We start from the raw sequence: 24,016 nt of genomic DNA on the forward strand, positions 1-24,016 counted from the left end.
CCGCGACACAGGGACTGCGGAGGAAACAACCATGAGCAAGACAATCCGCCTGACGATGGCGCAGGCGCTGACCCGCTTCCTGTCCCGCCAGATGACCGAGATCGACGGCAGGACAGTGCCGATCTTCGGCGGCGTCTGGGCGATCTTCGGCCATGGCAATGTCGCCGGCATCGGCGAGGCGCTTTACCAGGTGCGCGATGAGCTGCCGACCTTCCGCGCCCACAACGAGCAGGCGATGGCGCATGCGGCGATCGCCTACGGCAAGGCCAATTTCCGTCGCCGCTTCATGGCCGCGACCTCTTCGATCGGCCCCGGCGCGCTGAACATGGTGACGGCGGCGGCACTCGCCCACGTGAACCGGTTGCCCGTCCTGTTTTTGCCGGGCGACGTCTTCGCCAACCGCATCCCCGACCCGGTGCTGCAGCAGGCCGAGGATTTTTCGGACGGCACCGCGACGGTCAACGACTGTTTCCGGCCGGTGTCGCGCTATTTCGACCGCATCACGCGGCCGGAGCAGATCATACCGGCGCTGAGCCGCGCCATGCAGGTGCTGACCGATCCGGCCGATTGCGGCCCGGTGACGCTGGCGCTCTGCCAGGACGTACAGGCCGAGGCCTATGACTATCCCGAGAGCTTCTTTGCCGAGCGGGTCTGGCGCCAGCGCCGGCCGCGCCCGGACCGTGGCGAATTGGCCGCCGCCGTCACGGCACTCAAGGGAGCCAAGAAGCCGCTGATCATCGCCGGCGGCGGCGTTCTCTATTCGCAGGCTTCCGACGAACTGGCGACGTTCGCCGAAGGCGCCGGCATTCCGGTCTGCGAGACGCAAGGCGGCAAGTCCTCGCTGCCGGACGACCACAAGCTCAACATGGCGGCGGTCGGCGTCACCGGCACTTCGGCCGCCAACCGGCTGGCCGAAGAGGCCGACGTCGTACTCGCCATCGGCACGCGGCTGCAGGATTTCACCACCGGCTCATGGGCGCTGTTCAAGAATTCCGGCAAGACCATCATCGGGCTCAACGTACAGCCCTTCGACGCCGGCAAGCACCGGGCGCTGCCGCTGGTCGCCGACGCCGCGGAAGGGCTCGCCGAATTGGGCGCCGCGCTGAAAGGCTGGAAGGCGCCTGCCGCCTGGACCGACAATGCGGCCAGCGGCAAGAAGGCCTGGGAGGCCGAAGCGGCCAAGGTGACGGCGTCGACCAACGCCGCGTTCCCGTCCGACGCGCAGGTGATCGGCGCCGTGCAGCGCGCCATGGGTTCCGGCGTGACGCTGCTGCACGCGGCCGGCGGGCTGCCGGGCGAACTGCACAAGCTTTGGCAGGCGGGCGCGCCCGGCTCCTACCATGCCGAATACGGCTTCTCGACCATGGGCTACGAGATCGCCGGCGGGCTCGGCACCAAGATGGCGAAGCCCGGCGAGGAGATCGTCGTCATGATCGGCGACGGCTCCTATCTGATGCTGAATTCCGAGATCGCCACCTCGGTGATGCTCGGCCTGAAACTGACCATCGTGCTGCTCGACAACAGGGGGTTCGGCTGCATCAACCGGCTGCAGATGGCGACTGGTGGTGCCAACTTCAACAACCTGTTGAAGGACTCGCGCCACGAGATCCTGCCCGATGTCGACTTTGCCGCGCATGCCGCCAGCATGGGCGCGACATCAGAAAAAGTTTCGTCGATCGCCGGGCTGGAGACGGCGCTGGCTCAGGCGAAAAAGAACGACCGCACCACCGTGCTGGTCATCGACACCGACCCGCTGGTTTCCACCGATGCCGGCGGGCACTGGTGGGACGTGGCGGTGCCCGAGGTCTCGGCCCGGCCGCAGGTGAACGCGGCGCGCAAGGCCTATGACGAGAAGCGGCGGATGCAGAGCGTCGGCGATTGACGCCGGCGCTGAAGCTCCTTCCTTCTCCCCGTCTCTATACGGGGAGAAGGTGCCGGCAGGCGGATGAGGGGCAGCGCCAACCAACAGGTAATAAGCAGTTCTAACCCGGAGTGACGACTTGAAAGCCAAACTGGGCATGTCCCCCATCGCATGGTGGAACGACGATCTTGCCGAACTGAGCGATGACGTGTCGCTGGAAGAATGTCTGCGCCAGTCGCGCTCTGCCGGCTTCACCGGCATGGAAATGGGCCGGCGCTTTCCCAACGACCCAAAGGTGATGCTGCCGATCCTGAAGGCCGCCGACGTCACGCTATGCGGCGGCTGGTTTTCCGGCACGCTGGTCGACGAGGAGATGGCTGCGAACAAGGAGCGCATCCAGCCGATGATCGACCTGTTCAAGGCGGTCGACGCGCCCTGCATCGTCTATGGCGAGGTCGGACGCTCGATCCAGGGCGACCGCTCCAGGCCGCTCGCCACCAAGCCGAAACTTTCGGGCGACGAAATGAAGGCCTACGCGCGGCGCCTGACGGAATTCGGCGAATGGTGCGCCGAGCAAGGCATGCCGCTTTCCTACCATCACCACATGGCGGCGGTAGTCGAGACCGAGCCGGAACTCGACGCCTTCATGCGCCATTCCGGCGAAGGAATCCCGCTGCTGCTCGATGCCGGCCATCTGGCCTTTGCCGGCGGCGATGTGCTGCGCGCCATCGACAACCACCACAAGCGCATCAGCCATGTCCATGTGAAGGATGTGCGCATGGATGTGATTGACAAGCTCGACCGTGGGAAGCAGTCCTTCCTCGACGCCGTGGCGCTCGGCGCCTTCACCGTGCCGGGCGACGGCTCGCTCGATTTCGGCGCCATCGTGCAGCGCTTCGCCGACCACGGCTATGAAGGCTGGTTCGTGGTCGAAGCCGAACAGGATCCGAAGAAGAACCCGCCGTTGAAGATGGCGCAGGTCGGCTACAAGGAGCTGATGCGGGTGATGACCGCCGCCGGCTACACGGTCGAGACGCAGGGTTTCCCGAATGCCTGAAGGCTGGATTGGTCGCCACGGGTGGCTTATCTGAGAACTGGTTCAGCAACTCTCGGATGGCGCGATGAAAGATTATGAACACCCGTTCTTCCGGCCGCTCTGGCGGCGCATCGCCGTCGTCGCGGTCTGCGTCATCTGGTCGATCATCGAGTTCGCCAGCGGCACGCCGTTCTGGGGCGTGATTGCGCTCGGCTTCGCCGGCTATGCCGTCTGGCAGTTTTTTTATCTGTACAAGCCCGTGGAGGAGGCGAAGGCGACGCCTGAGGAACCCAAGGTCGGCATCGAACCCAAGGAATGATGGAAGAAGTTCCAGTGGATTGGATACGTGCGTAACGGATCGCATACGTTGGTGATTGGCCGAAACGCTCCTCGCTTCGTCATCCTAGGGCGGAGCAAGGAGCGCAGCGACGCGGCGCAGACCCTAGGATCCATGCCGTTGGATTGAAGCGTTGCGACGGTGCAGAATTCCGCTCCGCTCCGCTGCGGGGTCACGGAATGGATCCTAGGGTCTCCGCGACGGAGCGTCGCTCCTGCTACGCCCTAGGATGACGAAGTTGGGAGGCTTCGGCCGATCTCGAAGATTTGCGATAGGAGAGACAAAAATGTCGAAACTGCTCGTCAAAGCCGACAAGGGCAATGGCCGCGTCGCGCATGTCACGCCGCAAGGCGCTGGCTGGACCTATGTCGGTTTCGATCTGCATCGGCTGAAGCCCGGCCAGAGCGCCTCGGGACAGTCGGACGACCGCGAAGTCTGCCTGGTCTTCGTGACCGGCAAGGGTACGGCAAAAGCCGGCGGCAAGGATCTCGGCCTGCTCGGCGAGCGCATGTCGCCTTTCGAGGGCAAGCCGTGGTCGGTCTACGTGCCGCAGGGATCGGACTGGTCGGTGACGGCCGACACCGAGCTGGAACTCGCGGTATGCTCGGCGCCCGGCCTTGGCGGCAGCTTGCCGGTCCGGGTGATCGGGCCGGACGATCTCGGCCAGGAGGTGCGCGGCAAGGGCACCAACACGCGCTACGTCACCAACATCCTGCCTGAGGGGCAGCCGGCCGACTCGCTGCTGGTGGTCGAGGTCATCACGCCCGGCGGCCACACGTCGAGCTACCCGCCGCACAAGCACGACCAGGACAATCTGCCCGCTGAATCCTATCTCGAGGAAACCTACTACCACCGCCTCAACCCGCCGCAGGGTTTTGCCTTCCAACGCGTCTATACCGACGCCGACAAGGATGGCCGGCGCGCGCTGGACGAAGCCATGGCGATCGAGGACGGCGATGTCGTGCTGGTGCCCAAGGGCTATCACCCTTGTGCCGCCTGCCATGGCTATGACCTCTATTACCTCAATGTGATGGCCGGGCCGAAGCGGACGTGGAAATTCCACAACGCGCCCGAGCACGAATGGTTGATGAAGGCCTGACCGTTCTGCGTTTCCGGTTGAATTTGTTGGTCCAGTTGGGAAAAATCGTCGGCTAACGACCCTGAGGGTCGATTTGCCTTCGAAAACCCTTCAAAGCTTCGTCAATCCGTCATGGAAATCACCTATGGCAACGTTTCTGACGAGGACTTCCCATGCGTTATGCCATCTATTTCACCCCCAGGCAGGACGAGCTGCTGGCGCGTATCGCCGCCAACTGGCTGGGCCGCGACCCGTTCGGTGCCGCGACCGGCCCGGTTGAGGCCGTGGCCGACCTGTCGGCGGCGGAAGTGGCCTTCCACACTGCTTCGGCGCGCCGCTATGGCTTTCACGCCACGCTGAAGGCGCCCTTCCGCCTGGCTGCCACCGAGACCGAGGCTTCGCTGCGCGCGGCGCTAGACCATTTTGCCGAAGCAACGCCGGTTGTGACGATCCCGCGTCTGGTCGTCAGCCAGATCGACAGCTTCTTCGCGCTGGTGCCGGATGGTCCGCTGCCTCCGCTCAACCGCTTCGCCGACGACGTCGTGCGCGATTTCGACCGGTTTCGCGCGCCGCTGAGCGAGGCCGAGATCGAGCGGCGCAGCCCGGATTCGCTGAAGCCTGCCGAGTTTCGCAATCTCTGCCAGTGGGGCTATCCCTATGTTTTCGAGACCTTCCGCTTCCACATGACCCTGTCGGGCCGGGCCGGGCCACAGGAAAGCCCTCGCCTGCGCGCGGCGATCGACGGCCTTTTCGCCGATGTGTTGCGCCAGCCCGTGCTGGTGGATGCGCTGACATTGTTTGTCGAACTCGAACCCGGTGCGCCGTTCATGGTGCTGTCCCAGCACGCGCTTGGACGCCGCCCGGCCAAAAAAACCGCCTGACAGGCGCCGGAAGAAGCAAGGACCAGCCGCAATGACCGCCGAAACTGTTCTTTCCAACGCCCGCATCGTTCTTGCCGACGAGATCGTCGAAGGCTCGCTGGTGCTGCGCGACGGCTTTATCGCCGGCATCGATGCCGGCGCGGCCCGGACCGGCGAGGGCATGGGCGGCGACTTCATCATTCCAGGACTGGTCGAACTCCACACCGACCATCTCGAGGGCCATTATGCGCCGCGGCCGAAAGTGCGCTGGAACCCGATCGCCGCGGTGCTTGCCCATGACGCGCAGGTGGCGACCGCCGGCATCACCACCGTGCTCGATGCGCTCCGCGTCGGCATGGACGAGGACGCCGACCTGACATCGGACGACATCCGCAAGCTGGCCGATGCGATCGAGGACAGTGTCCAGCAGGAGCGGCTGCGGGCAGACCATTTCATCCATCTGCGCTGCGAGGTCTCGGCACCGGACTGCCTGAGGGCCTTCGCCAATTTCGAGACAGACGACAGGGTGAAACTGGCGTCGCTGATGGATCATGCGCCCGGCCAGCGCCAGTTCGTCAACCTTGAAACCTACGCCTACTACTACCAGCGCAAGCTGAAGCTCTCGGATCAGGATTTCAAGAAATTCTGCGAGAAGCGGATGGGCGAGTCGGCACGCAATTCAGGACCGAACCGCGTCTTCATCGCCGCCGCCTGCCAGGAGCGCGGCATCGTGCTCGCCAGCCATGACGACGCCACGTCGGCTCATGTCGACGAGGCCATCGAGCAGGGCGTGAGGGTCGCCGAGTTCCCGACCACAGAGGAAGCGGCGCGGGCCTCGAAGGCCGCCGGGCTCGGCGTGCTGATGGGCGCGCCCAATGTCATGCGCGGCGCCTCGCATTCGGGCAATGTTTCGGCACGCACCCTGGCCAGTGACGGCCTGCTTGACATCCTGTCGTCCGACTACATCCCCTTCAGCCTGATCCAGTCGGCCTTCTTCCTCGGCGACATGGTCGAAGGCATTTCGCTGCCGCAGGCCGTCGCCATGGTCTCGAAGAACCCGGCGCAGGCCGTCGGCCTTGACGACCGCGGGATCATCGAACAGGGACGCCGCGCCGATCTGGTGCGGGTGCGCGTCGACGATCGTGTTCCGGTCGTGCGCACCGTGTGGCGGCAGGGATGCCGGGTGGCATGATGGTGTCGGCCTTGATCGAGCGCGAACTGTCCGCCGAAACCTTTCCGATCCGTCATGGCGTCTTTGTTGCCGTCGTAGGCCCTAGCGGTGCCGGCAAGGACACGGTGATCGGTTACGCCAAGGCGCTTTTCGCCGACGAGACGCAGCTGGAGTTCGTTCGCCGCGTCATCACCAGGCCGAGCGATGCGGCGAGCGAGGATCACGACACGCTGGCCGACGCCGCCTTCGCCGAGGCCGAGGCCGATGGCGCCTTCGCCATCTCCTGGGAAGCGCATGGCCTGCGCTATGGCCTGCCCGCCGATGTCGACTGGTCCGTTTCCAATGGCCACGTCGCCGTTGCCAACGTATCGCGCGCGGTCATCCCGACCTTGCGCGAACGCTATGCCAATCTGGCGATCGTCGAGATCACCGCTTCGCCCCAGGTGCTGGCCGAGCGGCTGGCGATGCGCGGCCGCGAGTCGCGCGGCGAAGTGCTGGCACGGCTGGCGCGCAGCGCCAGTGTGACCTTGTCCGGCCCTGGCGTCACCTCGATCGACAACAGCGGTCCGCGCGAGGTGGCCGGTGAGCGCTTCGCCGAGCTGCTACGCAAGGCAATGGCCTTCTCCGACATGTCGGGGCTGATCTGATCGAGGCCAGTTTCACCCGTCTGCTTGCGCTGCCGCCGGAACGCTTTGGGCTGCTGGCCGCGTAGGGTGATTCTGGACTACGATCCGGGAATTCGCCCCCAGGGAATCAGGGTCGAGCAAGACAGGAAGCCTTGATGCAGACACTGACACCCATCCTCTCGACAGTCACGGCGGCATTTCTCGCCTCCCTGGTCGAGGTCGTCGAAGCCTTCACCATTGTGCTCGCGGTCGGGGTGACACGCAGCTGGCGTCCGGCCTTGACGGGTGCTGCGCTGGCTCTGGCAGTGCTGGCAGCCCTGGTGCTGGCGTTCGGGCCGCTGCTGGCGCTTGTCCCCATCAACACGCTGCAGTTCATCGTCGGGGTGCTGCTAATCCTGTTCGGCATGCGCTGGCTGCGAAAAGCCATCCTGCGCAGCGTCGGCGTCATCGCCCTGCATGACGAAGAGGCGGCCTTCGCCAAGGAAACCGCCGCGCTGCACCGGCAGGCTGACGATCGGCGCGCCGACTACCTCGCCGGGCTGGCCTCGTTCAAGGCGGTGCTGCTCGAGGGGGTGGAGGTGGTGTTCATCGTCATCGCTGTCGGCGCCGCGCATGGGCAGACATTTTACGCGAGCATGGGCGCGCTGGCCGCCTTCGTCCTGGTGATGCTTGTCGGTCTCGCTGTCCACCGGCCGCTGGCGCGCGTGCCGGAAAACGCCCTCAAATTCGTGGTCGGCCTGATGCTGACCAGCTTCGGCATCTTCTGGACCGGCGAGGGCATCGGCGCCGACTGGCCGGGCGCCGATCTTGCTCTGCTCGCCATCTTCGCCATCGTCGCACTGGCATCCTTCGCCATGGTGCGCTGGCTGCGCGGCACCAATCCCACAGCCGCCGGAGGGCTCGCCCGATGAACGTCCTTCGCCTTGTCGCCAGGGAATTCTTCGGCATGTTCGTCGATGACGGCAGTCTGGCGCTGCTGGCGCTGGTCCTTGTGGCCGCGGTTACCGCGGGGGTGAAGCTGCTCGCATTGCCGCCGCTGCTCGGCGGCGCCCTCCTGCTCGTCGGCTGCCTTGCCATCCTTTTGCAAAGCGTTCGCCGCGCCGCACGCCACGCTCACCGGTAGCGGACAGGCTTCAGCGGCGCCACGGGGATCATCATCGTCTTGCCCCGGCACCCTTGACGTCACGTCCAAAATGAAAAATATGGTACCGGTATCAAATGCGCGAAGCCCCCTGGCGGAACGCGCGTGGACAGACAAATAATATTATAATAGCATACCATTATAACTCGCAGAGGAGCCGCTGACTCTCCGGTTTGCAAGGGATGTCCGCGAGCGAGCTGTTTCAAATCGTCGGGTGGCCAGGCGCCCCGCACCGTCGATATCGACACGAGGCGCCAGAAAATGCATGGGAGGAAAACATGCGGACTTTCCTGAGGGACGCGATGCTAGCCGGCATCGTGCTGGCGCTGTCGGCGCTGCTGCCGTCGATCGCTTCGGCACAGTCGGTCGATGAGATCATTTCGCGCGGCAAGCTGGTCGTTGCCATCGACACAACCACGCCGCCCTACGGCTTTCTCGACGCCAATCTGAAACCGACCGGCTTCGACATCGAGGTCGCCAACAAGATGGGCGAGGCGCTGGGCGTGCCTGTGGAATTCGTCACCGTCACCTCGCCGGGCCGGATTCCGGCTTTGCTGACCAAGCAGGTCGATGCGGTGATCTCGATCTTCTCGATCACGCCGGCGCGCGCCATCCAGATCGACTATTCGATTCCCTATGCCGGCCAGTCGGCGGTGGTGATCGCGCCGAAGAGCACCTCGATCAAGGGCGTTGCCGACCTCGTCGGCAAGAAGGTTGGCCTGACGCGCGGCACCGGCGAGGACGGATTGCTGACCAAGGCCGCCGAAGCCAATCCGGGCATCGAGATCCTGCGCTTCGACGACTATTCCTCGCTGCTGCAGGCGATGGTGTCGGGCCAGATCGACGCCATGGGGGGCGGCGATTACGGCGAAATCTACCTGAAGAAGGCCGGGAACGGCGACGCCTTCGAGCAGAAATATGTGCTGAAGACCTTCTACTTCGGCATCGGCGTCGCCAAGGGCAACGACAATCTCCGGCAGTGGGTCAACACCTGGCTGTTCACCATGAAGGCGGACGGCACGCTGGATGCATTGTCGATGAAGTATCGCAACCAGCCACTGCCGGTGCTGCCGGTCTTCTGATCGCGTCATTCCACGGCGGGACCGCGCACGGCAGCAGCCCCGCTTTCTCGACCTCGTGACGGAATGCCCATGCAAACCGCCCTGCAATTCGGCCCGATCCTGGTGCATCTCGACCTGTTGCTGCGCGGCCTGGAGAAGTCCATCCAGCTGGCGGCGCTGTCGATCCTGTTCGGCACCGCCATCGGTGTCCTTGGCGCCGTCGGACGCAGCTTTGGGCCGCGCTTCCTGTCGTGGCCGATCGCTGCCTATGTCGAGATGATCCGCAACACGCCGCTCTTGATCCAGCTTTATTTCGTCTTCTTCTCGCTGCCGCTGTTCGGCTTCAAACTGTCGAGCAACACGGCGGCGGTCGTGGCGCTGTCGATCCATCTCGGCGCCTACGCCACCGAGATCCTGCGCGCCGGAATCGAGGCCATCCCCGAAGGGCAGATCGAAGCGGCCAAGTCGCTCGGCCTCAGCCGCTACCGCATCATCCGCCATGTCGTTCTGGTGCCGGCGGCGCGCGCCGTCTACCCATCGCTGTCGGCGCAGTTCATCCTGCAGATCATGGGCACCTCGATCGTCGGCGCCATCGCCGCGGAAGAACTGACGGCGGTGGCCAACAACCTCGTCATGCAGACCTTCCGCAGCTTCGAGGTCTATATCGTCATCGCCATCATCTATTTCGTGCTGGTGCAGGCGGCCAGCCTGTTCTTTGCCGGCATCGGCAAGCTCATGTTCCGCTGGAAGGTCTAGATCATGAGCCTGCGCGATTTTGGCCCCAACGAACTGATGTTCCTGCTTCTGGCAACGCGTTGGACAATCCTTCTGGCGCTGATCGCCTTTGCCGGCGGCGGCCTGGTCGGCCTCATGGTGGCGGCGATCCGGGTGGCGCCGGCGCGGCCGCTGCGCTGGCTGGCCGCGGGCTACATCCAGTTCTTCATGGGCACGCCGATCCTGATCCAGCTATTCATGGCCTATTACGGTTCTTCGTTCCTTGGCTACCGGCCGGACCCCTGGGTGGCGGCGGCCGTGACCTTCTCGCTCAATGGCGGCGCTTTTTTCGGCGAAATCTTTCGCGGCGCCATCGAGGCAATTCCAAAGGGACAATGGGAGGCGTCAACGGCGCTCGGCTTCCGCTTTGTCAGGACGCTGCGGCTGGTGATCATCCCGCAGGCGGTGCGGCTGATGCTGCCGCCGACCGTCGGCTTCATGGTGCAGATCGTCAAGACGACATCGATCGCCTCGCTGATAGGCCTGACCGAGCTTGCGCGGGCCGCCACGCAGGTCAACACTGTGACCTTCCAGCCGGTGATGGTGTTCGGTACGGTGTCGCTGATCTACTTCGCGCTGTGCTGGCCGCTGTCGCTCTACGCAGGCTACCTCGAGCGTCGTTTCGCTACCGGAATGACTCGCAGGACCGAGACGCCGCTGGTCATGTCGGCAGTCTGAGCGAAGCCGTCAGCCCTTGAACGCCGGCAAGGTCAGGCCCTTGACGCCGACGTCGAGCGCGAACAGACCGCCCGGATTCTTCTGGCGCACGAAATGGCTGGCCGGGCGCTTGAGGACGGCAGAGGTGACGTAGAGGATGTCGAGGTCCTTGCCGCCGAACTCGCAACAGGTCGGCAGGTCGGTCGGCAGAACCACTGTTTCCATCAGCTCGCCATCGGGATCGTAGCGGCAGACCTTGCTTGTCACAGGGATGGTCACCCAGTAGCAGCCCTCGGCATCGACCGTGGCGCCGTCGGCGACGCCGCCTGTTGCCGTCATGTCGATGAAGGTGCGGCGGTTCTCGATGTCGCCGGTGGCGGGGTCGAAATCATAGGCCCAGACCGCGCCGGCATGGCTGTCGGAGAAGTACATGGTCTTCGAGTCCGGGCTCCAGGCCAGCCCGTTCGAGCAGCCGACGCCGTCGATCATCTTGTGCACGGAGAGATCGGGATCGAGCCGGTAGAGCGCGCCGATGAATTCGATCGGCTGTCCCGCCACCTCGAACATCGAGCCCGACCAGAAGCGGCCCTGGCGGTCCGGCTTGCCGTCGTTGAAGCGGGTCTTCGGCATATGTGCTTCCGGATCGACGATCGCCTCGAACTGGCCGGTTGCCGGATCGAAGAAATGAAAGCCATTGGTCATGGTCAGCACCAGGCCGCCCTTCTCGCGCAGGCCAAGGCAGCCGAGATATTCCGGTGTTTCGAAGACCTCGTCCTTGCCGGTCGCGGGGTCGTAGCGATGGATCAGCTTCTTCCAGATGTCGATCCACCAGAGCACGCCGGCCCTGGGGTCCCAGAGCGTGCCTTCACCAAGCTCGGCCCTGGCATCGACGACACAAGTGATCTCGACCATTCTTCCCTCCGTTCAGCCCCTGCGCAGCCTGCCGCCGAGGCCGGCAAAGGCCTCGCTGCCGATCGAGACGGTGAGCAGGATCACCGCGCCATAGACGACAAGCAGGGCGCCGCTCGACAGGTTGAGCGCCGGCAAAAGACCAGTGAGGATGGTCAGCACCATGGCGCCGGCGACGGTGCCGAGATAGTGGCCGCTGCCGCCGAGGATCGAGGCGCCGCCAATGGCGACCGCGGCGATCGAGGTGAACAGATAGGCATCACCCATGCCGAGATAGGCCTGGCCGGAATAGCCGGTCAAAAGCATGCCGGCGAAGGCGGTGGTAAGGCCCGAAATCACATAGGTCAGGATGGTGGTGCGTGCCGTCGGCACGCCTGAGAATTCGGCCACGGTGGCGCTGGTGCCGAGCGCATAGAGGTGACGGCCAAAGGCCGCCTTGGAGAGCAGCACGGTCGCCACCAGCGTCAGGGCGAGCCAGATCAGCGCGATGACCGGAAAGCCGGCTATGCGGCCGACCGACAGGAACTGGATCAGCGCCGGCGCCGAGGGGGTCGGCGAGCCGCCGGTCAGCACCAGGATCAGGCCTTGCAGGATGACGTTGGTGGCCAGCGTCATGATGATCGGCGGTACGCCGAACCGGGCGACGCCGACACCATTGATCAGCCCGATGAAGGCGCCGCCGGCGAGCAGCAGCGGCATCACCCAGACCAGCGGCAGATCCTGCCCGCCGCACAGCAGCGCCATGATGATCGCCGCCGAATTCAGCACCCATGGCACCGAGAGATCGATGCCGCCGCCGATGATGACGAAGGTCTGGCCGAGCGCGACGATGCCGACAAAGGCCGCCAGCACGACGGTGGAGCGCATGTTGGAGACGGAGAGGAAGCCGGGCGAGAACAGCGCCGTGACCAGGAGCAGCACGACCATGCCGGCATAGGCGAGCACAATAAGCCGGTTGCGGGCGAGGAAGGCACTCATTGGACGCGGCCCCTTGCGGTTTTCTCGGCGACGGAACTGGCCAGCACCGAGAGCAGCAGGATGACACCGGACGCGACCGGCTGCCAGTAGCTCGATACATGCAGCACGAAGACGAGGTTGCCGATGAGGGTGAGCACGAAGGCGCCGATCAGCGTGCCGGCTAGATGGCCCCGGCCGCCGAACAGGCTGACGCCGCCAATGACCGCCGCCGCCACCGAAGGCAGGATGTAGTCCTTGCCGATGGTCGGCGAACCGGCACCGGTCTGTGTCACCAGGAACAGCGCCGCGCCCGCCGCGAACAGACCGGACAGGCCGTAGGTGACGAGATTGACGCGGGTGATGGAGACGCCCGACAGGAAGGCCGATTTTTCGTTTGATCCGGTTGCCTGGATCGAAATGCCCACCCGGGTGGCGCGGAACCACCACCAGAACAGCAGCAGGACCAGCAACATCCAGGCCGGACTGGTGAGGCCGAAGAGCTGCGTGGAGGCAAAGCCGACCCACCATGTGGGAATGCTGCCGCCGTCGGTCGGCAGGATGATCATGGCGACGCCGTTGAGGATCGACCATGTCGCGAGCGTCACCAGGAAGGGCTGCAGCTTGAGCAGTGAGATCAGCAGGCCGTTGATCGCGCCGATGACAAAACCGAGCGCAAGGATGGCCAACGCCCAGAACCCGGTGGTTGACGGATCATCGGCGAACCGTGTCGCGGCGATCACCGTGCCAAGGCTGATCATGCCGCCGATCGACAGGTCGATGCCGCCGCGCAGCAGCACCATCGTCTGGCCCGTCGCCGCCAGCATCAGCGTCATCGCCGCGGCGGTGTCGAGATTGAGTTCATCCAGCGTGAAGACGCCGGATTGCAGGCTGCCGTAGATGCCGACAATCAATGCCAGCATCAGGCAGGCGACCAGGAACGGCGCGCGGTCGAGCAAGCGGCCGCGCCAATCGATGGCCGGCGTGGTTGATTTCATGTCGGCCGACCTTTGCATCATCCCGCCAGTCTGCTCCGCGCTCGCCATGACCATGCCTCAAGCCGCCTCGCGTTCAAGCATGGCGGCGCGCAAGATGCCGGCCTCGGAGATGCGATCGCCCTCCAGCGTCGCGGCGATACGGCCGTCGCGCATGACCAGCACGCGGTCGGCGACATGGACGAGTTCCGGCATGTCGCTGGAATGGAACAGGATCGCGTAACCCTTGGCGGCGAGGTCGCGCATCAGCTGGAAGATCTCGCCCTTGGTGCCGACATCGACGCCCCGCGTCGGGTCGTAGAGCAAGAGCACGCGCGCTTGCGTCAACAGCATCTTGCCGAAGATCACCTTTTGCTGGTTGCCGCCCGACAAGGTACCGGCGAGCTGCTCAGGCGTGCCGGCCTTGATGCGCAGGAAATCGACCATCTCCTTGACCAGAGCCGCTTCCTTTTGCCGGCTGAGCAAGCCGTTTTCGGTGAAGCGCTTGATCACCGACAGCGTCAGGTTCTCGCGCACGCTCTTGGTAAGGAGCAGGCCTTGCCCGCGCCGGTCCTCCGGCACCAGGGCGATGCCATCCCTGCCGGTCAAAGCCTGGCGTGGATTGCTGATCGCGACCGGCTTGCCCCACAGCTCGACGGCACCGCTCGCCCTGCTGGCGCCGAACAGTGCCTGGAACAGCTCGCGCTGGCCATGGCCCTGCAAGCCGCCGACGCCGAGCACCTCGCCCTCCCGCAAGGCAAAGTCGACACCGGAGAGCCGGCTGCCGCTCGACAGGCCCTCGACCCTTAGCGCGACGCGATCCGTGGCCGTGGCCACCCGCTCGGGATAGAGCCGGTCGAGATGCCGGCCGATCATCTGGGTGACGATCTCGTTGTCGGACACGGCGTTGGCCTCGTGCGCGGCGACGGTGCTGCCATTGCGGAAGATGGTCAGCCGGTCGGCGATGGCGCGCACCTCGGCCATGCGGTGCGAGATGAAGATGACCAGCCTGCCTTCCGCCACCAGTTGCCGGGTTAGCTTCAGCAGCCATTCGGCTTCACGCGCGGGCAAAGCCGAGGTCGCCTCGTCGAGGATGAGGATGCGCGGGTCCTTGGCCAACCCCTTGGCGATCTCCACGATCTGCCGTTCGGCCAGCGTCAGCCGCCGCAATTCCTGGTCGGGACGCAACGCCGGAAAATCATACCTTTCGAGCAAGGCAAGCGTCCTGCGGCGCATCTCGGCGCGGTTGACGGTGCGCAGCAACGTCCTTGGCTCGTGGCGGAACCAGATATTCTGTTCCACGCTGAGGTCGGGGATCAGCGACAGTTCCTGAAAGACGGCGGCAATGCCGCGCGCCTGGGCCACGTCCGGATTGGCGGGGCGATAGTCCTGGCCGTCGACCAGGATCGAGCCGCCATCGTGCCGCACCGCGCCCGACAGGATCTGGATGAAGGTGCTCTTGCCGGCGCCATTCTCGCCGAGCAGCGCATGCACCTCGCCGGCGCGGGCGCTGAATGTCGCATCGCTCAGCGCAACGATGCCGCCATAGCGTTTGGACAGGCCTTTGACGGTGACGAGGTCCATGGATGCGCCTTCGAAAAGCTCTCCCGACATCTTGCGATGCCGGGAGACAGGGTCGTGGTCCCGTGATGTTACTTCGAGCCGGCGGCTTCCGCAGCGGTGATCTCGACCCAGTCGGGCGTGATCGGCAGCGTCAGGCCGGGCGCCTGGTCGGGGAAGGCATTTTCGCCGACCGCGATCTTGATCATCTTGGTGCCCGGATAGAGCTTGGACTCGAAGGGATCGGTGGTGACGAAATCACCCTTGACCGAGACGGAGCGCTCGGCCGGCTTCTTGCCGGTGTCGAGGATGTCGACCGCCAGCTTGATCGCTTCCGACGAAAGGTAGGCCGGATTGGAGCCAAGGATGCACTTGGCCCCTTGTGTCTGCGCGCAGGTGACGGCGGCGACATTGTAGGAGAAGCCGACGACCGGGACGATCGGCCGGCCGGCATCCTTCAGCGCCTGGATGGCGCCCGAGCCGTAGCCTTGCGTCATGATGCCGTCGATCTTCGGATTGGCGGCAAGCAGCGCCGCCACGCCGGATTGTTCCGGCCCAAGTGCGTAGTTGCCGTTGTAGTAGCCGACGACCTTGATGTCGGAATATTTGGCCAGCACCTTCTCATAGCCTTGCTGCAACTGGGCCGAGATCGGCGCGCCTGCCAGGCCGCGGTCGAGGATGATGTTGCCCTTGCCGCCAAGCTGGGTGGCCATCCACTCGGCCATCACGGAGGGGATGCGATCCCAGTCGGAAGCGACGGCAAAGGCGCAGGGTTCGGTCACCACCTGGTCGAAAGAGATGACGACGATGCCGGCGTCGCAGGCCTTCTTGATGGTCGGGTTGAGCGCCGAATCCGAACCGGCGTCGACGAGGATGGCGTCCGGCTTCTGACGGATGATGTTGTTCAGCGAATTGATCTGCGCCTGGACGGTGTTCTCGACATTCTCGATCTTGAGGTCGACGCGGCCTTTCAGCGGGCCCTTGTTCACCGACACCGTGGCGACGCGTTCCATCTGCTGGCGCCAGTCATTGCCGACGAAATTGTTCGAGAGATAGATGGTGTAGGGCTTCTTGTCCTCGGCGTGACCGGCCTGCATGCCGATCGCCGTCATGGCGACGGCAAGTGCCGCAAGGCCGATGTTACGGCTCAATGTTATCATGATTTTCTCCTCCCGTTTTTCGTTTCGAAACAGCACCGCCGAACAGTGGCGCCTTGCATCCGTAAAGTCAGGTTCCCGAGGCCTCCTTGGGCGTGATTTCAACCCAGCTCGGCGACACCGGCAAAGACAGACCCGGCGCCAGATCGGGAAATACGGTCTTGCCCAATTCGATCTTCACCGCCGACGAATTCGCGGCGTATTTGGCGTCGACCATATCCGTGGTGAGACCCGGCGAGTTGAACAGCACGGTGGTGTCGGCAGGCTTCTTGCCGGTGTCGAGTATGTCGACCGCGAGCTTGATGGCCTCGGCCGACAGCGACGGCGGATTGGCGCCGAGCCAGCATTTTGCGCCCTTGGTCTGAGCGCAGGTGACCCCAGTGCCGTTGAAGGCCGCGGCGACGATCGGCACCAGCGGCCGGTCGGCATTCTGCAGCGCCTTGATGGCGCCGGTGCCGTAGCCCTGCGAGAAGATGCCATCGACTTCCGGATGCGCGGCAAGCAGGCTGGCAACCCCTTCCTGCTCGGGGCCGGCGGCGTAATTGCCGTTGAAATAGCCGACGATCTCGATGCCGGGATATTTCTTCAGCACGGCTCCGAAATTCTTCTCGAACTGTTCCGAGATCGGCGCGCCGGCAAGGCCGCGGTCCATCAGCACCTTGCCCTTGCCGCCGAGGATGGAGGCCATCCATTCGGCCTGGTTGTTGGCCATGATGTCGAAATCGGAATGCATCTTGTAAGCGCATTCGGCCGACACCGTCTGGTCGAAGCTGACGACAATGATGCCGGCGTCGCAGGCTTTCTTGATGGTCGGGTTGAGCGCCTCGGCCGACGACGCATCGATCAGGATGGCGGCGGGCTTCTGGCGGATGATGTTGTTCAGCGAATTGATCTGCGCCTGGACGGTGTTCTCGGCGTTCTCGATCTTGAGGTCGACACGGCCTTTCAGAGGCTCCTTGGTAGTCGCGACACTGGCGACGCGCTCCATCTGCTGGCGCCAATCATTGCCGACGAAATTGTTCGAGAGATAGATGACGTAGGGCTTCTTGTCTCCGCTATGGCCAGGCGTGGCGGACATAGACACCGCGAACCCGGCAAACGCCACGAAGCAGGCGCTCAAGCTCCTCAATTTCATGGTCTCCTCCCTGTGTTCCCTACCCAGCCGGTGATGGACTGCGCCATCTTCATCGGCTGAGGAAGCATTATATGATACCGGTACCAATTGCGGATGTCAATTTGACCGGGACTTTCCCAAGGCTGTGCCTGCAGGCAAAATTCGCCGGATTTCCTCCCTGCGACGTCTCCCGAAGCCGGCATCTCAGCCTAGCTATCATGCTATTATAATTTTATGGCCCTGTCTATGCGGACCGCATCAGAAAATGCCGCGTCGGGCGGGCTTCAGGACAGGTCGTTCGGCGCATCGTAGGTGATGCTGAAAATGTCGGCGGGGTGACGCGCGACGGAGAATTCGATGCTGCGCTGGTCCGCCGACTGGTAGAGCATCTCCACCGTCAGCACTGCGCCCCCCAGCGCAATGCCGAGGTCGGCGGCCACAGCCTCGTCGGCGATTTCAGCGCGCACCGTCACATGCGCCACATCGAGCCGCAGGCCGAGATGTTTTTGCACCGAACGGAAGATCAGCACGTCGGAAAAGTCCTCCCGCTTCAACCGGGCGCCGACATCGGGCGGAAAATAGGTGGTGATCTGCGCCTTCCTCTGTTCGCCGATCGACAGCACGCTGCGCAAGCAGTAGCCAGCCTCGTCCTTGCCCATGCCGAAATGGCGCTGAAGCACGGGGGAAACCTCCTTGCGATAGGATTTGACCGTCAGTTCGGCATCCTTTGTGAAGGCCGCCATGTCGGCGAAGTTCTTGAATTTCCAGCTGAGGTTTACCGACGGATTGCGCGCCGTGACCACCGCCGGTTTCGCCGAGCGCTTCCTGATCAGGCCGTCGGCCTCGAGATCGCGCAGCGCCTGGCGCACGGTGATCAGGCTAACGCCGAAATGCTCGGCGATGGTCGCTTCCTTGGGCAGCTCGCCGCCGACCGGGAAGGTGCCGTTGCCGATCGGCTCGCGCAGGATGTCGGCGAGCTGCCGGTAAAGCGGCCCATTGGCGCGGCCGAGCGTGCGCTTGGGAAGACTTTCGATGGTGGGAACGGAATGGTCCATGTGCCTCGTCGCGCCTGTGTCGAAGCTTTTATAATAGCTTCCTTCGCTCGAGGCTAGGCAACGTCGGCAATGATCAACCCTCTCAGACGAAGAGCCGAAGCGGGTGTTCGATGGCCGATTTCAGGGTAGCGAGCCAAGCGGCGGCGTTTGACTCATCGACGCTCGAGGCATCCGTTATCAGCAGGCACTCGGCTTGATTGCCCGCCGTGTCGAGCGAAACGGCCAGGCGCATGGCACGGTCGGGCAGAAGTGGCATCATAATCGGCCGAATGCTGCTTGCGGGGAGAAGCCGCAGAGATAGAACCGCGAACTTTCCCGCGTCGTCACGGTCGCCACGCAGGGATGCAAGCCGCGCTGCGCGCATCGATGTCAGGGATATCTCCGGAACTGTCGCGAACACTGCTTGCCGGCCGGGCAGCTCCAATGCCACGCAAGCATCGGCGCCCCGATCGATATCTGGGGATTCATCGAATGCTCGACCTGCCGCACGCAAGAGCACATCGTCGATGTCGAACATCCTCCCCGTACTTTCCAGCGCGGCCAGAAGGTCTTTCAGAGCGCCCAGTGCTATCGATGTGGCAAAGGCGGCGATGCTGGATACGGCGACGGAAGGGGAGGCTGGAGCGGCCTCGACAGCTGGCTGACCGACAGGCCGCGGGGGCGCGGCGAAGCTCAACACATCGGCGGCCAGGATGCGCCCACCCGGACCGCTGCCCCGAAGCGTCTCGAGCGGCAGCGCACGCTCGCGCGCCAGGCGGCGGGCGTATGGGGAAACCGCAAGACGCCTCGCCTGCACCGCCGCTGCATTCATTTCAGATACTCGGAGTTGACGCAGTTGGTGAGCCGGCCCTCGGCAAGATAGGCGTGCACGACTTCGATCGATTTCAGCCTGAGGTCGCGCATCGATGCCGGGCTGTAGAAGGCGGCATGCGGGGTGACGATCAGGCGATTGGCGATCCACGGCTCGCGATTGCGCCACGCCGCCAGCAGCGGATGGTCGAGATCGCCCGGTTCGTTCGGCAGCACGTCAAGCCCGGCACCGCTGACCGTGCCGTTGCGCATCGCCGTCTCCAGCGCGTCGAGATCGACGATCGGGCCGCGCGCGGTGTTGATCAGCACGAGGCCTGGCCTGGCGGCGGCGAAGGTCGCCGCGCCGAGCAGCTTGCGGGTTTCTTCGCTGAGCGGTGCGTGGACACTCACCACATCGGCTCGCCCCATCAACTCCGCCAGCGAATGGACGCGTTCGTAGCCGGTCGAGAGATCAACGCCGGACAGGAGGTGCGGATCATAGAATACCACCTTCATGTCGAAAGCGGCGGCACGGCGCGCGGTGGCGAGCCCGATACGACCGAGCCCGACAATGCCGAAGGTGGCGCCCTTGTGCCTTCTCACCAGCGGCGCCTTGGAAAAATGCCAGCCTTCGGCTCCATGCCCGGAAAGCTCCGCGCCATAGGTTGACGTGCCGCGCGTCAGCGCCAGCATCAGGCCGATAGCGTGGTCGGCGACCTCGGTCGTGCCATAATCCGGCACATTGCAGGCCGGGATCCTGCGCGCGCCCCAGCCTGATGTGTCGATGTTGTCGAAGCCGACGCCTGAGCGCACCGCTATGCGTGCCTTGGGAAAGGCCGACGGGGCGGCGGCGACATTATGGGTCGGCGAATAGTTGATGACGGCGTCGGACGTCTCGCAGGCTGCCGGATCGAGCGTGGCGGCCTTGTCATTGGTCGAGCGGGCGAGGATGAACTCGATGTCGGGATAATGTTCGCGCTCGAGTTCGGCCTCGTCGGCGGCTTGCCAGTTGACGCACAGGATCTTCATGCCAGTCCTTCGGATCGCTTGTTGGGATGCTTTATTTCTTGATGCCGCCGATGCGGCCGCCCATCGGCACCACCGCGCCGACCGGCTGATCGATCGAAGCGAGCGTCCCGCTGACGGGAGCCTCGATCTCGACCACGGCCTTGTCGGTCTCGATCTCGGCGATCAGCTCGCCCTCCTTGACCGGATCGCCGACCGCCTTCAGCCATTTGATGACCGTGCCTTCGCTGACGGTGAGATCGCCGAACGGCATGGTCACCGGCTCGTCGTCGCTGGCGGCGACGGGCGTTTGCGCCGATGGCGCTGTCTTGACGGGGACAGGGGCTGGTTTAGCCGGCGCAGCACTCTTCAGGCCGACCGTATACCAGTGATCCGGCACCGGCGGCTTACCCGATATGACGTCGCGTACGCCTTGGGCAATGCGCGCCGTGTCGACCAGCATGGCGCGCTCCAGCACCGGTGCGAAGGGATGCGAGGTCGGCGCGGTGTGCAGCCTTCCCGGCGGCGCGTCGAGTTCGTCGAAGGCGAGTTCGTTGATCGCCTGTGCGATCTCGCCGCCCAGCCCGCACATCGCCCAGGCCTCGTCGACGATGAGCAGGCGATGGGTCTTGCGCACGCTGGCGACGATGCTGTCGATGTCGAGCGGCATGATGGTGCGCGGGTCGATCACCTCCGCCTCGATGCCGTCGCCGGCCAACAGGTCCGCGGCCTCCAGCACACGCTGCACCATCTGGCCGGCGGCGACGATGCTGATATCGGTGCCGGTCCGGGCGATGCGCGCCACACCGAAGGGCACAAAATGCTCGCCGACCGGCACCTCGTCTTTCGAGGCAAACAGCGCCTTGGGCTCCAGCATGATGACGGGATCGCCGGCCCGCAGCGCGGTCTTCATCAACCCCTTGGCATCCGCCGGGGTCGAAGGCACGCAGACGATGAGGCCGGGCATATGGGCGAAGATCGGATGGTAGATGCCGCTGTGATGCGGCCCGGAGCTGCGCAGCGCGCCGGCACCGACGCGCACCACCATAGGCGCGCTCATCAGGCCGCTGGTCATGTAGCGCAGCTTGGCGGCCTGCAGGAAGATCTGGCCTGCGGTCTCGAAAGCGAAGTCGGCGAACATCAGGTCCGAGACGGTGCGCGCGCCGGTGGCCGAAGCGCCGACGGCGGCGGCGGTAAAGCCTTGTTCGGAGATCGGCGTATCGACCATCCGCTCGGCGCCGAACTCCTGCCACAGGTTCTTGGTGTGCGCGAAACTGCCGCCGCGCTCGCCGGTGCCCTCGCCGAAATAAAGGATCGCCGGATTGGCGCGCATCTCCTCGGCGAGGCCGTCGCGAACGGCTTCGAGCCAGCCTTGCATGCGCGTCTCGCCGACCGCGCGCGGCTGCAGGGCGGCGGGCGGATTGATCGGGTCGGCGAAAACATGCAGGCGCACGGTGGCCGGATCAGGCTCGGGCGAGTTGCGGGCGAAGGTCAGCGCCTGCTCGACCACGGTCTCGATCCGCGCCTCGATTGCCGCAAGCGCCTCGGCGTCGGCGATGCCGTAGTCCTCGATCAGTTTCCTGCGGAACATGTCGATCGGATCGCGCTTGATCCAGGCGTCGAGTTCCTCCTGCGTCCGGTAGGTGCCGATGACCGGGTCGCCTTCGTGGTGCCCGACCGTGCGATAGGTCTTGGCCTCGATCAGCGTCGGGCCCTTGCCGGCGCGGGCGCGTTCGGTGGCTTCCTTCATCGCCAGCCAGACAGCGAAGACGTCGTTGCCGTCGACGGCGACGCCGGGCATGCCGTAGGACGCCGCCTTGCTGGCGATCTCGGGATTGAGCGTGACGGATTTGAGCGGCGTGGCGGTGGCGTAGAGATTGTTCTCGCAGATGAAGACGGCGGGCGCCCGCTGCACGGCGGCGAAGTTGAGCGCCTCGTGGAAGCCGCCATGATTGGCGGCGCCATCGCCGAAGAAGGCGACGCCGATATCGTCGCGGCCTTGCTGGCGCGCGCTCATGCCGATGCCGACGGCATGGCCGATGCCGGCGGCGACGATGCCATTGGTGCCGAACAGGCCGACCGAGCGGTCATAGAGATGCATGGTGCCGCCGCGCCCGCCGCAGATACCATCGGCCTTGCCGAACAGCTCGGCCATCACCCGGCCGGGATCGGCGCCCTTGGCCAGCGCATGGCCGTGCCCGCGATGGGTCGAGGTCACCCAGTCGGTGGGCCTGAGATGCGCGCAGACACCGACGCCGGTCGCCTCCTCGCCGATATAGAGGTGCAGGAAACCGGGCGTTTCGCCCTTGCGGCAGGCGATCTGGGCGATGCTTTCGAAGCGGCGCAGCAGCACCATGCGTTCGAACAGGTCGAGCAGGATTTTCCGGTCGGGCAGATTTGACGCACTCCTGGAATCCTCGCGTGCACGCGCCGCAGACATTGCCACCAAAGCCTCCCTGAATGCGTCTGGCGCCGGGCGGCAGAGCGCCGGCGGCGGGCTTGTTGGTCGCCCGCTTCGACGCATCATAGATTATAATAGCATAATGTCTACTGGCTCTGACCGAGCTGTGCGAGAGGCTAGAGTCTGGTGATCCGCACGGCTGCGTCAGGCCGCTGGAACAGCTCCGGCCGCAGGCTGAGGCCAAGGCCCGGCCCTTCGAGCGGCGCGACATGACCGTCCTGGACCGGCGGGATGTCGGCGACGATCTCGGTGTACCAGCCGGTGAAATAGGCGCGTACTGCTTCCTGGTAGTTGACGTTCGGCAAGGTCGCCGACAAGGCACAGCTCGCCGCATAGACGATCGGTCCGGTGCAGTCGTGCAAGGTGACAGGCAGTTCGCTGGCTTCCGCCATGTTGGCGATCTTGCGCGCTTCGGAGAGGCCGCCGCACCAGGCGAGGTCGATCATGATCACGCTAGCCGCGCGCTTGTCGATCAACTGCTTGAACATCTGCCGCGAGGCGAGCCTTTCGCTGGCGGCGATCGGGATGGAGGTGTGGCGGGCGAGCTCGGCCATGGCGTCGAGTTCGTTGTAGCGGATCGGCTCTTCCAGCCAGGCGACGTCATAGGGTTTCAGCGCCTCGGCGATGCGCAGCACCGGCGGCAAGGTCCAAAGCCCATGCAGTTCGACCATGATCTCCATGTCGCGGCCGACGGCGTCGCGGATCTTGTGGAAGGGCTCCAGCGCCTTGTCGAGATCGACAAGCGAGATGCGGGTGCCGTTCGAGGCCTCGGCGGCGATGTCGAACGGCCAGACTTTCATGGCGCCAATGCCTTCCGACTTCAGGCTTTTAGCGAGATCGCCGGCATTGTAGCGCCAGGCGAGCAGGTCTTCATACGGACCTTCATTCGAATCGCCTGATTTGAGCGACCAGTCCTCGCCGCGTTCGAAAAGGGCATTCTTCTTCGTGGCGCGCACATGCTTGTAGCCGGCGCAAGTGTTGTAGATCGGCACGGTCTTGTGGGTGCGCCCGCCAAGCAGCCGCCAGACCGGCTCGCCGAGCGCCCGGCCATAAATATCCCACAGCGCGATGTTGACGGCGGAATTGCCGCGCACCTCGGCGCCGGAATCGCGCGCGCCGACATAGACGCTGCCCAGCGTGCGGTCGTGCAACTCGATGTCGCGCGGGTCCTTGCCCAAGAGATAGGACGCGACATTGTCGTGGATGTAGGCGGCGACCGGCCCCGGCGCCCAGAAGGTCTCGCCGGTTCCGACAAGGCCGGCGTCGGTGTGGACGCGCAACCAGAACAGGAACGGGAATTCGGCCAGCTGCAGCGTTTCGAGCGCGACGACTCTCATCTTTTCCTCCCAACTCCCGCCGATACTACAGTCCAATGACAATAGCACATAGCCGTTGACAGCCATTTATGGTACCGGTATCAATTTCGTCAAGATCGC

The 24,016-nt window shown here is 64.6% G+C and carries 23 protein-coding genes; 12 read left to right on the forward strand and 11 right to left on the reverse strand.

Going from position 1 to position 24,016, the window contains the following annotated elements:
- Window positions 1-31: 31 nt before the first annotated feature.
- The 12 genes from iolD to EN808_RS29685 all read left to right on the forward strand — a co-directional run bounded on the left by iolD (window position 32) and on the right by EN808_RS29685 (window position 10,623).
- Window positions 32-1,882 (forward strand): 3D-(3,5/4)-trihydroxycyclohexane-1,2-dione acylhydrolase (decyclizing), encoded by a 1,851-nt coding sequence (gene iolD, locus EN808_RS29625; RefSeq protein WP_135917622.1) that lies wholly within the window; start codon window positions 32-34, stop codon window positions 1,880-1,882.
- Between the two features lie 118 nt (window positions 1,883-2,000).
- Window positions 2,001-2,918: a myo-inosose-2 dehydratase gene (iolE, locus tag EN808_RS29630; RefSeq protein ID WP_135917624.1), complete on the forward strand. Its 918-nt coding sequence runs from the start codon at window positions 2,001-2,003 to the stop codon at window positions 2,916-2,918.
- Window positions 2,919-2,982: 64 nt separating this feature from the next.
- Window positions 2,983-3,216 carry a DUF3329 domain-containing protein gene (locus EN808_RS29635; RefSeq protein WP_127871209.1) on the forward strand — a complete coding sequence of 78 codons (234 nt, stop codon included), beginning with the start codon at window positions 2,983-2,985 and terminating at the stop codon, window positions 3,214-3,216.
- 304 nt (window positions 3,217-3,520) lie between these two features.
- The gene (gene iolB, locus EN808_RS29645; RefSeq protein WP_135917737.1) at window positions 3,521-4,333 is read left to right on the forward strand and encodes a 5-deoxy-glucuronate isomerase; all 813 of its coding nucleotides are present in this window, start codon (window positions 3,521-3,523) and stop codon (window positions 4,331-4,333) included.
- Between the two features lie 152 nt (window positions 4,334-4,485).
- Window positions 4,486-5,193: a DUF1045 domain-containing protein gene (locus EN808_RS29650; RefSeq protein ID WP_135917626.1), complete on the forward strand. Its 708-nt coding sequence runs from the start codon at window positions 4,486-4,488 to the stop codon at window positions 5,191-5,193.
- A gap of 31 nt (window positions 5,194-5,224) precedes the next feature.
- A complete protein-coding gene (locus EN808_RS29655; RefSeq protein WP_135917628.1) occupies window positions 5,225-6,364 on the forward strand; it encodes an alpha-D-ribose 1-methylphosphonate 5-triphosphate diphosphatase in 1,140 nt (379 codons plus the stop codon).
- Entirely contained in the window at window positions 6,361-6,990 is a 630-nt protein-coding gene (phnN, locus tag EN808_RS29660) for a phosphonate metabolism protein/1,5-bisphosphokinase (PRPP-forming) PhnN (protein ID WP_167531402.1), read from the forward strand. The genes EN808_RS29655 and phnN overlap by 4 nt, the downstream gene beginning before the upstream one ends.
- 134 nt (window positions 6,991-7,124) lie before the next feature.
- Window positions 7,125-7,880 carry a COG4280 domain-containing protein gene (locus EN808_RS29665; RefSeq protein ID WP_127279299.1) on the forward strand — a complete coding sequence of 252 codons (756 nt, stop codon included), beginning with the start codon at window positions 7,125-7,127 and terminating at the stop codon, window positions 7,878-7,880.
- The gene (locus EN808_RS29670) at window positions 7,877-8,092 is read left to right on the forward strand and encodes a hypothetical protein (protein ID WP_127279298.1); all 216 of its coding nucleotides are present in this window, start codon (window positions 7,877-7,879) and stop codon (window positions 8,090-8,092) included. Before EN808_RS29665 ends, EN808_RS29670 begins: the two co-directional genes overlap by 4 nt.
- 296 nt (window positions 8,093-8,388) lie before the next feature.
- A complete protein-coding gene (locus tag EN808_RS29675; RefSeq protein WP_135862712.1) occupies window positions 8,389-9,192 on the forward strand; it encodes a transporter substrate-binding domain-containing protein in 804 nt (267 codons plus the stop codon).
- 69 nt (window positions 9,193-9,261) lie between these two features.
- Entirely contained in the window at window positions 9,262-9,927 is a 666-nt protein-coding gene (locus EN808_RS29680; protein WP_127280479.1) for an amino acid ABC transporter permease, read from the forward strand.
- A 3-nt stretch (window positions 9,928-9,930) separates the two neighbouring features.
- A complete protein-coding gene (locus tag EN808_RS29685; protein WP_135862710.1) occupies window positions 9,931-10,623 on the forward strand; it encodes an amino acid ABC transporter permease in 693 nt (230 codons plus the stop codon).
- A 9-nt stretch (window positions 10,624-10,632) separates the two neighbouring features.
- Here EN808_RS29685 and EN808_RS29690 read toward each other — a convergent pair whose 3' ends face one another.
- The 11 genes from EN808_RS29690 to EN808_RS29740 form a co-directional block, all read right to left on the reverse strand.
- Window positions 10,633-11,514 carry an SMP-30/gluconolactonase/LRE family protein gene (locus tag EN808_RS29690; protein ID WP_135862708.1) on the reverse strand — a complete coding sequence of 294 codons (882 nt, stop codon included), beginning with the start codon at window positions 11,512-11,514 and terminating at the stop codon, window positions 10,633-10,635.
- Between the two features lie 12 nt (window positions 11,515-11,526).
- Entirely contained in the window at window positions 11,527-12,489 is a 963-nt protein-coding gene (locus EN808_RS29695; protein WP_135917630.1) for an ABC transporter permease, read from the reverse strand.
- Window positions 12,486-13,463 carry an ABC transporter permease gene (locus EN808_RS29700; protein WP_245525147.1) on the reverse strand — a complete coding sequence of 326 codons (978 nt, stop codon included), beginning with the start codon at window positions 13,461-13,463 and terminating at the stop codon, window positions 12,486-12,488. Before EN808_RS29700 ends, EN808_RS29695 begins: the two co-directional genes overlap by 4 nt.
- A 57-nt stretch (window positions 13,464-13,520) precedes the next feature.
- Window positions 13,521-15,023: a sugar ABC transporter ATP-binding protein gene (locus tag EN808_RS29705; protein WP_245525148.1), complete on the reverse strand. Its 1,503-nt coding sequence runs from the start codon at window positions 15,021-15,023 to the stop codon at window positions 13,521-13,523.
- 68 nt (window positions 15,024-15,091) lie between these two features.
- Window positions 15,092-16,159: a substrate-binding domain-containing protein gene (locus EN808_RS29710; RefSeq protein WP_135917636.1), complete on the reverse strand. Its 1,068-nt coding sequence runs from the start codon at window positions 16,157-16,159 to the stop codon at window positions 15,092-15,094.
- A gap of 67 nt (window positions 16,160-16,226) precedes the next feature.
- A complete protein-coding gene (locus EN808_RS29715; protein ID WP_245525149.1) occupies window positions 16,227-17,291 on the reverse strand; it encodes a substrate-binding domain-containing protein in 1,065 nt (354 codons plus the stop codon).
- Window positions 17,292-17,554: 263 nt separating this feature from the next.
- Window positions 17,555-18,325, reverse strand: a complete 771-nt coding sequence (locus tag EN808_RS29720) for a GntR family transcriptional regulator (RefSeq protein ID WP_135917638.1) — start codon at window positions 18,323-18,325, stop codon at window positions 17,555-17,557.
- A gap of 82 nt (window positions 18,326-18,407) precedes the next feature.
- Window positions 18,408-19,136: an E3 binding domain-containing protein gene (locus EN808_RS29725; RefSeq protein WP_135917641.1), complete on the reverse strand. Its 729-nt coding sequence runs from the start codon at window positions 19,134-19,136 to the stop codon at window positions 18,408-18,410.
- Window positions 19,133-20,143: a C-terminal binding protein gene (locus tag EN808_RS29730; protein ID WP_135917643.1), complete on the reverse strand. Its 1,011-nt coding sequence runs from the start codon at window positions 20,141-20,143 to the stop codon at window positions 19,133-19,135. The genes EN808_RS29725 and EN808_RS29730 overlap by 4 nt, the downstream gene beginning before the upstream one ends.
- 31 nt (window positions 20,144-20,174) lie before the next feature.
- Window positions 20,175-22,559: a thiamine pyrophosphate-dependent enzyme gene (locus EN808_RS29735; RefSeq protein ID WP_245521003.1), complete on the reverse strand. Its 2,385-nt coding sequence runs from the start codon at window positions 22,557-22,559 to the stop codon at window positions 20,175-20,177.
- A gap of 137 nt (window positions 22,560-22,696) precedes the next feature.
- Window positions 22,697-23,917 carry a mandelate racemase/muconate lactonizing enzyme family protein gene (locus tag EN808_RS29740; RefSeq protein ID WP_127277918.1) on the reverse strand — a complete coding sequence of 407 codons (1,221 nt, stop codon included), beginning with the start codon at window positions 23,915-23,917 and terminating at the stop codon, window positions 22,697-22,699.
- Window positions 23,918-24,016: the final 99 nt, after the last annotated feature.

The sequence above is a fragment of the Mesorhizobium sp. M8A.F.Ca.ET.165.01.1.1 genome (assembly GCF_004792065.1).
Classification (GTDB): Bacteria; Pseudomonadota; Alphaproteobacteria; order Rhizobiales; family Rhizobiaceae; genus Mesorhizobium.